Source organism: Halorarum salinum (assembly GCF_013402875.1).
In the GTDB taxonomy this organism is placed as follows: domain Archaea; phylum Halobacteriota; class Halobacteria; order Halobacteriales; family Haloferacaceae; genus Halorarum; species Halorarum salinum.
The window spans coordinates 576,082-588,558 of record NZ_CP058579.1 but is presented as its reverse complement, the minus strand read 5'-3'; the positions used below and the strand labels follow the sequence as shown (position 1 = coordinate 588,558).

Annotated in this window: 15 protein-coding genes; 5 read left to right on the top strand and 10 right to left on the bottom strand. The window is 71.6% G+C overall.

Annotated features, from left to right (window positions below):
• Window positions 1-125: 125 nt before the first annotated feature.
• On the top strand, window positions 126-731 hold the full coding sequence (locus tag HUG12_RS02815) for an NADPH-dependent FMN reductase (protein WP_179267318.1): 606 nt from the start codon (window positions 126-128) through the stop codon (window positions 729-731).
• 90 nt (window positions 732-821) lie between these two features.
• Here the strand turns inward: HUG12_RS02815 and HUG12_RS02810 are convergent, their stop codons facing one another.
• From HUG12_RS02810 to larB, 3 genes are all read right to left on the bottom strand, one after another.
• Window positions 822-1,127, bottom strand: coding sequence for a GIY-YIG nuclease family protein (locus HUG12_RS02810; protein WP_179267317.1), 306 nt, complete (start codon window positions 1,125-1,127; stop codon window positions 822-824).
• Between the two features lie 196 nt (window positions 1,128-1,323).
• A complete protein-coding gene (locus HUG12_RS02805; protein ID WP_179267316.1) occupies window positions 1,324-1,476 on the bottom strand; it encodes a DUF7563 family protein in 153 nt (50 codons plus the stop codon).
• A gap of 111 nt (window positions 1,477-1,587) precedes the next feature.
• Window positions 1,588-2,460 (bottom strand): nickel pincer cofactor biosynthesis protein LarB, encoded by an 873-nt coding sequence (gene larB / locus HUG12_RS02800; protein ID WP_179267315.1) that lies wholly within the window; start codon window positions 2,458-2,460, stop codon window positions 1,588-1,590.
• 275 nt (window positions 2,461-2,735) lie between these two features.
• Here larB and HUG12_RS02795 point away from each other — a divergent pair, with 275 nt between their 5' ends.
• The gene (locus tag HUG12_RS02795; RefSeq protein WP_179267314.1) at window positions 2,736-2,903 is read left to right on the top strand and encodes a DUF1931 domain-containing protein; all 168 of its coding nucleotides are present in this window, start codon (window positions 2,736-2,738) and stop codon (window positions 2,901-2,903) included.
• Between the two features lie 23 nt (window positions 2,904-2,926).
• Here the strand turns inward: HUG12_RS02795 and rpiA are convergent, their stop codons facing one another.
• From rpiA to HUG12_RS02775, 4 genes are all read right to left on the bottom strand, one after another.
• Window positions 2,927-3,619 carry a ribose-5-phosphate isomerase RpiA gene (gene rpiA, locus HUG12_RS02790; RefSeq protein ID WP_179267313.1) on the bottom strand — a complete coding sequence of 231 codons (693 nt, stop codon included), beginning with the start codon at window positions 3,617-3,619 and terminating at the stop codon, window positions 2,927-2,929.
• 301 nt (window positions 3,620-3,920) lie between these two features.
• The gene (locus tag HUG12_RS02785; RefSeq protein ID WP_179267312.1) at window positions 3,921-4,892 is read right to left on the bottom strand and encodes a glutathione S-transferase family protein; all 972 of its coding nucleotides are present in this window, start codon (window positions 4,890-4,892) and stop codon (window positions 3,921-3,923) included.
• A gap of 55 nt (window positions 4,893-4,947) precedes the next feature.
• Complete coding sequence (locus HUG12_RS02780; protein WP_179267311.1) at window positions 4,948-5,775, bottom strand: DsbA family protein; 828 nt, start codon at window positions 5,773-5,775, stop codon at window positions 4,948-4,950.
• Entirely contained in the window at window positions 5,772-6,191 is a 420-nt protein-coding gene (locus tag HUG12_RS02775) for a DoxX family protein (protein ID WP_179267310.1), read from the bottom strand. Before HUG12_RS02775 ends, HUG12_RS02780 begins: the two co-directional genes overlap by 4 nt.
• A 240-nt stretch (window positions 6,192-6,431) precedes the next feature.
• Between HUG12_RS02775 and HUG12_RS02770 the strand changes: the two genes are divergently transcribed.
• Window positions 6,432-6,785, top strand: a complete 354-nt coding sequence (locus tag HUG12_RS02770) for a winged helix-turn-helix transcriptional regulator (RefSeq protein WP_179267309.1) — start codon at window positions 6,432-6,434, stop codon at window positions 6,783-6,785.
• Window positions 6,786-6,981: 196 nt separating this feature from the next.
• On the opposite strand, the gene arcD is transcribed toward HUG12_RS02770, so the two are convergent.
• Window positions 6,982-8,439: an arginine/ornithine antiporter ArcD gene (gene arcD, locus HUG12_RS02765; RefSeq protein WP_179267308.1), complete on the bottom strand. Its 1,458-nt coding sequence runs from the start codon at window positions 8,437-8,439 to the stop codon at window positions 6,982-6,984.
• Window positions 8,440-8,649: 210 nt separating this feature from the next.
• Here arcD and HUG12_RS02760 point away from each other — a divergent pair, with 210 nt between their 5' ends.
• Window positions 8,650-8,892, top strand: a complete 243-nt coding sequence (locus HUG12_RS02760; protein WP_179267307.1) for a ferredoxin — start codon at window positions 8,650-8,652, stop codon at window positions 8,890-8,892.
• A gap of 52 nt (window positions 8,893-8,944) precedes the next feature.
• Here HUG12_RS02760 and HUG12_RS02755 read toward each other — a convergent pair whose 3' ends face one another.
• Window positions 8,945-10,267: a sodium:calcium antiporter gene (locus HUG12_RS02755; protein WP_179267306.1), complete on the bottom strand. Its 1,323-nt coding sequence runs from the start codon at window positions 10,265-10,267 to the stop codon at window positions 8,945-8,947.
• Between the two features lie 91 nt (window positions 10,268-10,358).
• Entirely contained in the window at window positions 10,359-11,486 is a 1,128-nt protein-coding gene (locus HUG12_RS02750; protein ID WP_179267305.1) for a calcium/sodium antiporter, read from the bottom strand.
• 109 nt (window positions 11,487-11,595) lie between these two features.
• Here HUG12_RS02750 and HUG12_RS02745 point away from each other — a divergent pair, with 109 nt between their 5' ends.
• A complete protein-coding gene (locus HUG12_RS02745) occupies window positions 11,596-12,453 on the top strand; it encodes a shikimate dehydrogenase family protein (RefSeq protein WP_179267304.1) in 858 nt (285 codons plus the stop codon).
• Window positions 12,454-12,477 lie beyond the last annotated feature (24 nt).

Below are 12,477 nucleotides of genomic sequence, written 5' to 3'. Positions count from 1 at the left end.
GAAAAAGCCGATGCCGGGGCCGGACGCGCCGGGCCGAGTCGGCGACCCCGGGCGGCTTCCGCCGCCACGTCGCGGGCCGAGGGACCATCGCCGCGTTTTTCGCTCCCCCCGTCCGAACTGTACCGATGGCAGAGGTACCCCGCGTCGTTGCGGTCTGCGGCTCCCGCCGCGAGGGGAGCTACACGCGCGCGACGCTCCACTACGCGCTCGACGCCGCGGCCGAGGCCGGCGCCGAGACGGATTACATCGACCTCGGGGACGCCGCGCTCGACGTCCCGCTGTACGACCCCGACGCGGACGTCGCCGAGGCCGGCGACGTCGCGGCCCTCCTCGAACGGATGCGCGCGGCCGACGGCGTCCTGCTCGGCTCGCCGGTGTACCACGGCTCCTACTCCTCGACGTTCCGGAGCTTCCACGACTGGTGCGGCTTCGACGAGTACGAGGACACCGTCGTCGGCCTGTTCGCCACGGCCGGGGGCGGCTCCTACGAGTCGACGCTGGCGCACATGCGCGCGACCGTCCGCGGCGTCCACGGCTGGACCGTGCCGCTCCAGGTCGGCCTCCGCAACGCCCGCGACCGCTTCGAGCGGCGCGAGGGGCCCGGCGAGGGGATCGGCGCCGAGTCGCGCTACGAGTTCGTCGACGACGCGCTGTGCGAGCGGACCCTGAAGCTCGGCCGCCGGGTCGCCCACTACGCCGGCCACAAGGACGAGTTCATGGACGTCCCGTAGGCCTCCGATCGGAGGCCAGCCCCCACGGACCGGCCCTCCGAAACCCCTTCCGACGGCCCGACGGCCCGACGGCCGCACCCCGAAGCCATGTCACTCCACCGAAGTCGGCGACCGCGCCGCGGAGTCGCCGGTCCCCGCGGAGTCGCCGGCCCCGCCGTCGACCAGCCGCTCCTTCTCGACCCGCGAGAGCTGTTTCACGGCGTGCTCCCGGCTCATCGCGGCCGACCGCGACCCGAACGCCTCGACGTGGACCAGCTCGACGGGGGTCCGTCCGCGGGTGTACTTCGCGCCCTCGCCCGCGTCGTGTTCCGCGACGCGGCGGTCGACGTCGGTAGTGTAGCCGGTGTAGAGGCTCCCGTCGGCACACTCGAGGACGTACACGAAGTGCTCGCTCACGCTCGCCCGATGGCGTGCCCCCGGGATAAAACAGCCGACCGCGACCCGTCGGTCCGCGGCACGCCGGCGTCGGCTCCCCGACCGTCGGGGTACGGGGCTCTCGTCGGCTCCCTCGCCGACCCGTCCGGGTTCCGACCGACGGGTCGGAGGGCGACGTGGAGGTCTGGCCGCGTCGTGGGGATGGTCGGATGACGGTTCAGTCGTCTGCGCGGGTCCGCTCTCGTGCCGCCTCGGCGATCCCCGCGTTCGCCGAGCACGACGGGCAGGCGTTGAGCCGCCCGTTCGCGTCACTGAACACGCGGGCGAAACGGTCCGAGATGTGCGACCCGCAGTGGTCGCAGCGTGGCATTGTCGTCCGGCATCCACCGTAGCCGGTGGATGTCCGTACGGCTGCCTGCCCCATATACTCTTTCACAAATCCGCCGCTAATCGGGCTTTATTCTGGCTCTACGCCGGGAAATCATCGTTTCGCGGGGTCGGCGGGGGCCCGCGCGTCGGCCACGCGCCGCGCGACGAGCGCGGCCTGCGACCCGGCGAGGAACCCGGCGTCGACGTTCACCGTCGAGAGCACCGTACACGACTGGAGCAGCCCGAGCAGGGCGGCGAGCCCGTCACCGCCGGCGCCGTAGCCCGACGACACGGGGAGCCCGATGACGGGCACGTCCACCAGCCCGGCGAGGACCGTCGGGAGCGCCCCCTCCCGGCCGGCGGCGACGACGAGACAGTCCGCACCTCGGAGCTTCGGGACGGCGTCCAGGAGCCGGTCGAGGTTGGCGACGCCGACGTCCTCCACGAGTTCGACGGAGGGGCCGGCCTCCCGGGCCACGACCGCGGCCTCGCCGGCGGCCTCGGCGTCGGCGGTGCCGCCGGTGACGACCCCCACGGTCGCGTCGACTGCCGGACGCTCGAACTCGGATGTTCGGGCGACGAGCGTCCGCGCGCGCGCGTCCTGCTCGACGGCCGCTCCCGGCCGCTTCTCGTCGAGGTACGTCCGGACCCGGTCCGCCGTCCGGTCGTCCGCGCGGGTGACGAGCGCGCGCCCGGTCGTCTCCAGCGCGGTGTCGGCCAGCGCCGCGACCTCGGCCGGCGTCTTCCCCTCCGCCAGGATGCCCTCGGGGATGCCGCGGCGGCGCTCCCTGCTCGCGTCGAACAGCGCGCTCCGCGGGTCGCCCCCGTTCGCGGTCGCCTCGTCCGCCTCGCCGTTCGCGTCGGACCCCGTGGAAGCCCCCGGTTCCCCCGCCGAGAGGTCGGCGGTGGCGTACCCGCGGAGCCGTGCCTCGGCCTCCGCGGGCGTGAGTTCCCCGGCGGCCAGCGCGTCGAGCGTGTCCCTCATGGCCGACGGTGGGGGCCGGAGCGACTCGAACCCGTCGGTATGGCGGCGGACGGCCGGTAGCGGATCGAACGACGCGGCCGATCGAACCCGTCGACCCGGGAGATCGGGGGTTAGCGGGGGAGAGAACGCGGGCGAGGTCCGATCCGGCCGCGACGGCTCGACCGGGGCGAGCCGGGGTTGATTCGGGGCGAACCCCCCGCGAACGGCCGCGAGAGCCGTTGGCTTCGCCGCTACTTGGGAAATCTTATAAGGAGGGACGGAAAAAAACCGCCTGCATGGCAGACCTCATCGTCAAGGCAGCCGTCAAGGAGTACCTGAACGACAAGAACGTCGCGTCCGACTTTTACGACGCGCTCGACGGCGAAGTGTCGGAGCTGCTCGAGGACGCCGCCCGCCGCGCGGAGGAGAACGACCGAAAGACGGTCCAGCCGCGCGACCTGTAACCAGGCGACCCACCTCCACTTCTTTATCGAACCGACCGCGTAGCGACGCCGCCGTCGGCGGTCCCCACGTGCACCTCGTCGGCCAGCCCGACGAACAGCCCGTGCTCGACGACGCCGGGGACCGTCGAGAGGTCCCGTGCCAGCCCGCCGGGGTCCTCGATCGTCCCGAACGCGCAGTCGAACACGAGGTTCCCGTTGTCGGTGACGACCGGGCCGTCCTTGCGTTCGGCCGCGCGGAGTTCGGGCTCCCCGCCCGCGTCCCGTAGGGCCTCCCGGACGGTCGCACGGGCGTCGGGCAGCACCTCGACCGGGACCGGGTGCGAGAGCGCGTCCGCCAGCTTCGAGTCGTCGGCGACGACGACGAAGCGGTCGGCCGCCGAATCGACCACCTTCTCGCGGGCGTGGGCGGCGCCGCCGCCCTTCACGAGGTCGCCGTCCGCGACCTGGTCGGCGCCGTCGATGGCGACGTCGACCCGCCGGACGTCCGCGAGCGACTCGAGCGGAACCCCCGCCTCGCGGGCGAGGTCGCGCGACTGGTAGGAGGTGGCGACGCCCCGAACGTCGAGCCCCGCGTCGACCCGCGCGCCGAGTCGGCGGATGGCGTGGGCGGCCGTGCTGCCCGTGCCGAGGCCGACGAGGTCGCCGTCGGAGACGAGGTCCGCGGCCGACTCGCCCGCGGCGCGCTTTCCCGCCCCGGTGCCGTCGGTGTTCTTCATGCGCGCCCCGTCTCGGTCCCGGGGGAAAGCGTTGACGGGAATCCGGGGCCGCACCGTGGCAGCCGACCGTCGTGGCGCGTTCGCTCGCGCCGCGTCCACGAGCGGTTGGACGCGGGGGACGACCGGGTCGCCGAGCGACCACGAGAACGACGGGTTGCCGAGTGACCGTGAGAACCCGACGGGCCGGCCGGGGAGGGTGCGGCGTTCGCGGAGCGGTTGCCCGCCCCTTCGCCGGGGTCTGCCGGATCGAACGTCGGGGCGGAACCGTCGTCGAGAGGGAGGTCGACGGCAGGCGCGGTTCCTATCGGCGCCGGCCGTCGGGAACCGCTCCCGGGAGTTCGTTTCGGTCGTGCGGCGCCTCGAAGTCCAGGTCCGGGCCGACGGGAACGAATCCCGCCGGGTTGATCCCATCGTGGCTCCGGTAGTAGTGTTCCTCGATGTGAGCCACGTTGACCGTTTCAGCGACGCCAGGCTGCTGGTAGATGTCCCGCACGTACGCCCAGAGGTTCGGGTGATCGACGAGCCGACGGGCGTTCAGCTTGAAGTGCGTGTGGTAGACGGCGTCGAACCGTACCAGCGTCGGAAACAGGCGCAGGTCCGCGAGCGTCAGATCCCCCAGCAGGAACCGACGATCGGCCAGAACCGACTCCCAGCGGTCGAGCGCGCCGAAGACCTCCGCGGCGGCCGCCTCGTACTCCTCCTGCGTGGAGGCGAACCCGGCCCTGTAGACGCCCTCGTTGAGCGGTTCGTGGATCGCGTCGATCACCTCGTCGATCGCGTCGCGACGCCGCTCGGGGTAGAGGTCCGGCCCCCGACGTGGGGCGAACGCGTCGGCCAGGGTTCGCATGATCTCGACGGACTCGTCGTTGACGACGGTGTCCGCCTCCGCGTCCCAGAGGACCGGAACCGAAACCCTCCCGGTGTAGGTCGGGTCCGCCGCCGTGTACACCTCCCGGAGGTACCCGTTTCCGCCGACGGTGTCCGGCGTGCAGCCGTCCTTCCCGGGGGTGAACTCCCAGCCGTCGTTCTTGCGGTGGGGATCGACGACGTCCATCGTGATCGCGTCCTCCAGTCCGAGGAGGGTTCGGACGAGTACCGCCCCGTGTGCCCACGGGCAGGCCCGCGAGACGTAGAGGTGGTACCGTCCCGGATCGGCGGGGTGTGGGCCGTCCTCCCCCAGTTCGCCGCGGAACTCCGTCCCCTCGTAGTCGATGTCGGCCGTCGCCTCGTTCGTAACGTCGGTTCGCCACGTTCCGTCGATGAGTCGTCCCATGGTCGCGTGAGTGCTGCGGTTCAGTCGCGTCGGTTCGATTTCGTCTCGATTCCCGTCAGTCCCCGCCCGCGAGCCACAGCGAGCCGGTCCCGCGCTCGGATTCGCTGACCGTTCCAGCGGCGGCGAGTTCGTTCAACCGCCGTCCCGCCTCGTCGTCGTCGAGTCCGTACACCTCCGCCACCTCCCGGGTGGCTACCGGGCCGTGGTGCTCGACGAACTCCGGGAGGGGCCGTGGCGACCGGCGGTCGAGGTCGGGTTCGACCGCCTCCAGTGCGCCGGCGAGCGCGTCGAACGGCTGGGAGCCGGCGAGCCACCGTTCGTCGTCGCCCGCCGTGACCCGGAACGTCGGGAACGACGTGACGCCGCGTTCGCGGGCGTGCTTCCGGTCCTCCTCGAACGCTGCGCGGGCTCCGTCGCCGTGGAGCGCGGCCCGGAACCGTTCGACGTCGAGGCCCGCCTCGGCGGCCAGCTCGACGAGCACCTCGCGGTCGCCGACGTCTCGTCGCTCGGTCGCGAGCGCCTCGCGGAGGCGACGGAGGTAGCGGCGTGCGGCCTCCGTTCCCTGGAACTCGGCGGCCTCGTAGGCGATGCACGCCGGGTACGACGAGCGGGGCGGATCGGTCGTCCAGACGGCCGAGTCTACCGGCATCCCGTGACGGGCCGACGCGGCCTCCCAGTGGGGTGCGACGTCGGCGGGATCGGTGACGCCGTTGGCCGCGTCGGAGAACGACTCGAAGTCGGCGACGAGTCCGCCCATGACGAACTCGACCCCGACCTGAGCGCCGTACGTCTCCTCGACGCGCCGCAGGACGGGCTCGGCGCCCCAGCACCAGGTGCAGAACGGATCCGTGAACTCGGTGAGGGTCGCTCGCACGGGGATCACCAGAGCCCCACGTTGAGCGCGTACGGCCACGGCGTGCTCGACAGCGCGAGGAAGACGACGGCGCCCGCCGCCAGCCCCGCGTTCTTCAGGAAGTGGAACCGCTGGTTATCGCGTTCCATCCCCTCCTCGTTCCAGAAGTCGTGCATCACCGGCGTGACGCCGACCATGAAGGCGACGATCGCCAGCGATCCGAGGACGGGGTACGCGCCGACGAGGATCGCGGCCCCGCCGGCGAGCAACGCGAGCGACGTCGACGGCACCGTCAGCCTCGGCACGGGTGCCCCCTCGCTCCCGGCGTACGCGACGGTCCCCGAACGGTCCCGCAGGTTTCCGAGCGCGAGGTACCCGAGGACGGCGGCGAACAGAACGCGCCCGACCAGCAACGCCTCCGCGGTTCCCGCCGCTTCGAACGCCATCAGCCGCTCACCACCGGATCCGCTCGTGATCGTCCGTTCGAACCGTGCTCGTGTCGCGTGTACTTCGCGTACATCACGGTCGGAGGGAGGGACGCCGCCCACATAAAGTATAAAGTATATTATATTTTATCGGGGGAAGTCGCGGGAACCGGGTGTACCGCGGTATACCGGGCGGTCGGCGCGCGAACCGATCCCCCGCGGGGGCCCATCTATTTGTTCGAGCGGGAGAACCCACCAACGATGGATTCCAGTGGTGACGACGGGCTCGCCGAACTGAACCCGGAGGCGTGTCCGACCGTGGAGTCGCTGGACGTCATCGGGACCCAGTGGCGGCTGAACGTCCTGTACGACCTCCAGGAGGGGGAGAAGCGGTTCAACGAACTCAAGGAGTCGACCGGCGCGAGTTCGCGAACGCTCTCACAGACGCTCGACACCCTGAAGGAGTACGGACTGGTCGCGGAACGGTCGGAACGAGCGTCGCCGATCGCCGTCTACTACAGGCTCACGGAGGAGGGGGAGGCGCTGGAGGCGGTCTTCGCCGAACTCGACGCGTGGGCCCGGACGCACATGGACGTCACTGAACCCGACGTGTGACCGGACGCGACGGCGGACGCCCCGCGGCCACGTGACACCCGTCGACCCCACCGACGGTACGACGTTCGCCGTCCGTGACAGCCGTGTCGGCCCGAACGCCGACCGATGAACCGTCCCACGAACCGCCGCCCGCACGCTTCCGTGGCTCGATCCACCGCGTCACCCCCGATCAGCCTGGTACACGAGGGACTCGCCGTCAGTCGTCGGTGGCGGCGGGCGCGTTTGCGCCCTCGCGGGCGGCGTCGCTCCCCGAGAACCCCCGACCGACGAGCGCCGTCGCGAACAGCACGAGCGGCGAGAGGAACGCGAAGAAGTAGAACGGGGCGTACGAGAGCGTGCTCACGCCGAACACGCCGGCCATGTAGACGCCGCCGGCGTGCCACGGGACGAGTGCGCCGGTGGGCGTCCCGGCCGACTCGATCGCCCGCGAGAGGTCCTCGCCCTCGAGGCCGTACTCGTCGTAGAGGTTCCGGAGCGTCATGCCCGGCACGACGATGCTCATGTACTGCTGGGCGGAGAGGACGTTCACCGCGATGGCCGACGCCCCGGTGCCGACCACGAGGCCGGTCGTCCCGCGCACGGCGCCCGCGAGGTGGTGGGCCAGCACCGCCAGCACGCCGGTCCGTTCGAGCAGGCCGCCGAGCGCGAGCGCGGCGACGACGACCGAGACGGTCCAGGCGGACCCGGCGACCCCGCCGCTGGCGAGCAGGTCGTTCACCAGCGCGACGCCCGTCTCGGGGCTGGTCCCTTCGAGGAACACCCCCCACGCGGCCGTGAACGACTCGCCCTGGACCAGGCTCGTCGTCGCCGTTCCGGCGATGGCGCCTGCCACGAGCGTCGGGAGCGCCGGGTAGCCGGCCAGCGCGAGGCCGAACGTGACGACGAGCGGCAGGAAGACGAGCGCGGACAGGTCGTAGGTGCCCGCGAGCGCGCCCTGGATCTCCGCGATCCGGCCCGCCGCGACGGCGTCGCCGGCGCCGAGGCCGAGGACGGCGTACAGCGCGACCGAGAGGCCGAACGCGATCAGCGTCCCGTTCCGCATCGCGCGGATGTGGTCGTAGAGGTCGGTGTTCGTCACCGCGGCCGCGAGGTTCGTCGTGTCCGAGAGCGGCGACTGCTTGTCGCCCGCGTAGGCGCCGCTGAGGACGGCGCCGGCGGTCATCGGCGCCGCGATCCCGAGCCCCGAGCCGATGCCGACGAACGCCACTCCGAGCGTCCCCGCGGTGGTCCACGAGGAGCCGATGGAGAACGCGACGACGAACGCGAGCAGCGCCGTCGCCGGGAGGAACACTGCCGGCCGAAGCACGGAGAGCCCGTAGTACATCAGCCCGGGGATGGTTCCGGCGCTCACCCACGTCGAGATGAGCGCGTAGATGACGAACAGGATGAGGATCGCCTGCAGCCCCATGAGCAGGCTGTCGGCCATCCCCTCGTAGAGGTCGTCCCAGGTGAAGCCGAGCCAGTATCTGCCGACGAGGCCGGTCAGGACGGCGCTCCACAGCAGCGGGCCGTGCGGGTCGAGTTGCAGGTAGCCGGACCCTACGCCGAGGAAGAGCACCACGCCGAGCACGGGCACGAGCGCCTGGCGGAGGCTCGGGCGCCGTTCCGGTGCGACGTCCTCGTACGTGCGGGGTTCGAGGGTGAGCGACGGCACGTGTACGCCCCGGTAATAACCTGAGAGAATTAAAGATGTCGTGACTATTCCCCTCAAACATGGCATGCGGTGTCGTCCCCCACGCTCCCGCCCGCCGTTCGCGACGCGGGTCGTCGCGGGGCGGGTCTTCACCGCGACCGTGGGCGCGCCGACGGCGGATCGCGGCGGCGGAGCGCACCGTTATTGTATCCCTCCCGCCTAGGGGCGGCAATGAGGATCGAGTTCGACCGCGACACCTGCGTCGGGATGTTCCAGTGCGTCGCGGAGTGGGACGCGTTCGAGAGGAACGTGGACGACGGGAAGGCGGATCTGCGTGGCGGGGAGGAGATCGGGGAGGACGTCTTCTCGCTGGAGGTGCCCGAAGGCGAGGAACTGGACGCGAAGTTCGCCGCGCGGACGTGCCCGGTGGACGCCATCAGGCTGTACGACGACGACGGCGAGCAGGTCGTTTGATCCGAAAGCCGGTTCGGATCGTACGTCGGTCAACGCGGCCAAGCCGCCGAGTTCAGTCCGCCGACTGCCCCGAGCCGACCCAGGCCTCGCGGACCGTGGTACGCGTGATCGAGACGATCTCGCGGAGGTCCCCCCAGCGGGTCGCCAGCAGGCCCAGCGTGGCGACGACGTAGACGGCGGTGTACGCAAGCAGCAGGTAGATGGAGTACTGCTCGGCCAGCGCCTCCGAGTACGTCCGGATGAGGGCGAACTCGATGAACACCTGCGAGAGGAAGAGGACGAGCAACACGACCGCCTCGCGGACGGAGATGCGGAAGTTCAGCAGGATCGCCAGCGCGAAGAAGCTCTGCGCGGCCGTGAGCCAGATCTCGGCCGCCTGCTTCGGGTCGAACTCCAGAACGCCGTAGCTCCCGAGCGAGATGCTGTACACGACCACGAGCGTCCCGATGAGCAGCGTCCACTGGTTCAGCTTCGAGGAGATGAGCGCGTTGAACGCCGCCGTCGACCGCGCCTTGTTCACGAGGTAGGCCGTCACGATGAGCTCCGGGCTCTCGCTCGCCAGCGGCGCGATCCACTGGATCATGAAGAACTCGGGGATGCCGTACCGGAGCCCCAGGTCCTCCAGCCCGTGGGCGAACGGCTCGACGGCCGTGAAGATGAGAAAGCCCGAGAAGCCGAACAGCGCGAGCACGGCGGGAACCCGGACGTTCCTGATCCGCTTCTGGAGGTAGGCGGGGACGCCGACCTGGTCCTCGATCTCCTCCACGTCGCCCCGGACGATGACGGCGATGTAGGCGACGTAGAGGCCGACGAGCACGAGCGTGTCCATCGCGCCGATGCCGCCGCCGAGCGGGACGAAGAACGCGTAGACGGTCGCGGCGAAGAGGAAGAGGATCTCGAGGGCGATGCTGCGATCGAGCCTGACGTAGTCGCCCAGCACTCGGTCGGTGTTCACGACGCTGGCGTCGTCGCTCCCGCCGTAGGCCCGGTAGATGGAGAACAGCGCGATGCCCGACCAGCCGATGCCGATGAGGATGCGGTTCGCTCCGGTCATGTTCGCGACCGCGAGGTTGCCCGCCGCCGGGTCGCCCGCGCCGGCCTGCCAGGCGTACAGCGCGTCGACGGCGTACTCGGGTGCGACCGCGAGCACCGCGAGCACCGCGATGGCGAACGCCCGCGGCACGTCCTTCTCGGCCGTCTCGGCGCCCCACGCGAGGAGGAACGACGCGCCGAGGACGGCGACGCCGCTGACGGTGACGCGGGGGAGCGTCCCCAGCGCGCCGACCGCCCCGCTCGCCCAGATGTACACCCACGGGAGGGTCAACAGCACCCCCCCGAACAGCGCGACGAGGGGGTGCCGAAGGCGTGAACTCATTACCCCTGCCGAGCAGACGCGCGTGCCTTACTCTTGTGCTTTCGTCCGGGGGTCCGAACTCGCCGTCTCGACCGATAACGGCCGGTACGGGCTACAACAGTAGCGAGAAGAAGCAGACGTACGCGACCACGAGCACCAGTCCGTCGAGGCGCGTCACCCGCGACCCGCGGGCCATGAGCGCGATCGCGCCGACCGTGAACGCGAGCAGCATCGGGAAGTCGAACGCGCCGGTGGACGCGGGAACGGCCACCGGCGTCAGGAGCGCGAGCACGCCGAGGACGGCGAGCACGTTGTAGATGTTCGAGCCGACGACGTTGCCGACGCTGAACTCCGCCTCCCCCCGCGCCGCCGAGATCAGCGAGGCCGCGAGTTCGGGCAGCGACGTGCCGAACGCGAGGACGGTCAGCCCGACGAAGCGGTCCGTCGCCCCGAGGTAGTAGAGGGTCGTCCGCCCGCCCTCGATGAGCCGCTGGGCGCCCGCGACGAGCAGGACCAGTCCGACGAGCACCAGGACGAGGTCGAGTGGCCGGACGCGCCGTCCGGCGACCGGGACGGGAGCGGTCAGCCGGTCGAGCGCGGCGGGCCCGCCGGCGAGGGCGCCGTCGCTCCCGGACGAACCCCCGTCGGTGGCCACGTCGTCCGGCGACCCGCCGTCCGCGGCCACGCGGTCCGCGTCCGTCGGCGCGGCGCCGGGGTCGTCGGCGGCGTTGAGCAGCACGTAGGTGAACCCGCCGAGGACGACGAGGAACAGCGCGCCGTCGACCCGGTCGAGCGTCCCGTCGAGTCCGAGGCCGACGAGCAGCAGCGCCGCCAGCGCCATGAACGGGACGTGGCGCCGGAGCGTCTCCCCCGACACGTCCATCGGGCGGACCAGCGCGGAGAGGCCGAGCACCAGCCCGATGTTGGCGACGTTCGAGCCGATGATGGCGCCGAGCCCCAGCGTCGCGCCGTAGTCCAGCCCGCTCAGGACTCCGACGACCAGTTCCGGCGCGGTCGTGGCGAACGCGACGACCGTCACGCCCGCGACGGCCGCCCGCATCCCGAGGTCGGACGAGAGTCCCGAGGCCCCCTTGACGAGCGACTCCGCCCCCAGGTACAGCAACACCACCCCGACGAGGGTGACGAGGGCGGACTCGCTCGTCGCCGCGGTCGCGAGCCAGTTCCAGCCGGTGTTCACCTCCAGCGTCGCGGCCGCTGTCGCGGCCGAGAGGTCGTACATGCGAACGGTGGAGCCGAACCACCCACATAAGCGTCCGCCCCCGAGTATCAGCCCTGATTCCGCCCCGCGACCGACGCGGATTTATCCGTCCCCGCGGGAATCGGGCGACATGGACGTGTACGGCCTCATCGGGCGGCCCGTCGAACACTCGCTGTCGCCGCCGATGCACGAGGCGGGGTTCGAGGCGCTCGGGCTCGACGCCCGCTACGTCACCTTCGAGCCGACCGACGCCGCGGCGGCCGTCAGCGGGGCGGCCGCCCTCGGCGTCGCCGGGCTGAACGTCACGGTGCCGTTCAAGGAGGACGCGCTCGCGGCGGTCGACCCGGACGACCTGGCCGCCCGCGTCGGCGCGGTGAACACCGTCGACCTCTCGACGGACCCGCCGACGGGCCACAACACCGACGTCGCCGGCGTGACGCGCGCGTTCGACCACCACGGCGTCCCGCTCGACGGCGCGGCGGCGGTCGTCGTCGGCGCGGGCGGCGCGGCCAGGGCGGCCGCGTTCGCGCTCGCCGGGACGGTCGCCTCGCTCCACGTCGCGAACCGGACGCCCGAGCGCGCGGAACGGCTCGCGGCGGACGTTCGGGACGCCGGGGCGACCGTCGGGGACTCCAGTGGGTCGGCGAGCGACGGGCCGACCGCACCCACGACCGTGAGTTCGGGCGGCCTGGGGACGCTGGACGACCGAGTTCCGGGCGCCGACGTGCTCGTGAACGCGACGAGCGTCGGGATGGAGTCCGACGAGACGCCCGTCCCGGCCGGCCTGCTCCACGCGGACCTGGCGGTGCTCGACGCGGTGTACAGCCCCCTCGACACCCGACTCCTCCGCGAGGCCCGCGACGCGGGCGCGAGAACGGTGGACGGCGCGTGGATGCTCCTCTACCAGGGCGTCGAGGCGTTCGAGCTGTGGACGGGCGAGGACGCCCCGGTCGAGGCCATGAACGCCGCGCTGCGGGCCGAACTGTAGCCCGAAGGGCGCTGGTTTTTTAAA

Coding starts and splice junctions, on each gene's coding strand:
- HUG12_RS02750 (WP_179267305.1), bottom strand. CDS start 11,486: ATGTACGACCTCTCGGCCGCGACAGCGGCCGCGACGCTGGAGGTGAAC.
- larB (WP_179267315.1), bottom strand. CDS start 2,460: ATGAGGGACACGCTCGACGCGCTGGCCGCCGGGGAACTCACGCCCGCG.
- rpiA (WP_179267313.1), bottom strand. CDS start 3,619: ATGAAGAACACCGACGGCACCGGGGCGGGAAAGCGCGCCGCGGGCGAG.
- HUG12_RS02775 (WP_179267310.1), bottom strand. CDS start 6,191: ATGGCGTTCGAAGCGGCGGGAACCGCGGAGGCGTTGCTGGTCGGGCGC.
- HUG12_RS02795 (WP_179267314.1), top strand. CDS start 2,736: ATGGCAGACCTCATCGTCAAGGCAGCCGTCAAGGAGTACCTGAACGAC.
- HUG12_RS02745 (WP_179267304.1), top strand. CDS start 11,596: ATGGACGTGTACGGCCTCATCGGGCGGCCCGTCGAACACTCGCTGTCG.
- HUG12_RS02785 (WP_179267312.1), bottom strand. CDS start 4,892: ATGGGACGACTCATCGACGGAACGTGGCGAACCGACGTTACGAACGAG.
- HUG12_RS02815 (WP_179267318.1), top strand. CDS start 126: ATGGCAGAGGTACCCCGCGTCGTTGCGGTCTGCGGCTCCCGCCGCGAG.
- HUG12_RS02770 (WP_179267309.1), top strand. CDS start 6,432: ATGGATTCCAGTGGTGACGACGGGCTCGCCGAACTGAACCCGGAGGCG.
- HUG12_RS02755 (WP_179267306.1), bottom strand. CDS start 10,267: ATGAGTTCACGCCTTCGGCACCCCCTCGTCGCGCTGTTCGGGGGGGTG.
- HUG12_RS02760 (WP_179267307.1), top strand. CDS start 8,650: ATGAGGATCGAGTTCGACCGCGACACCTGCGTCGGGATGTTCCAGTGC.
- HUG12_RS02805 (WP_179267316.1), bottom strand. CDS start 1,476: ATGCCACGCTGCGACCACTGCGGGTCGCACATCTCGGACCGTTTCGCC.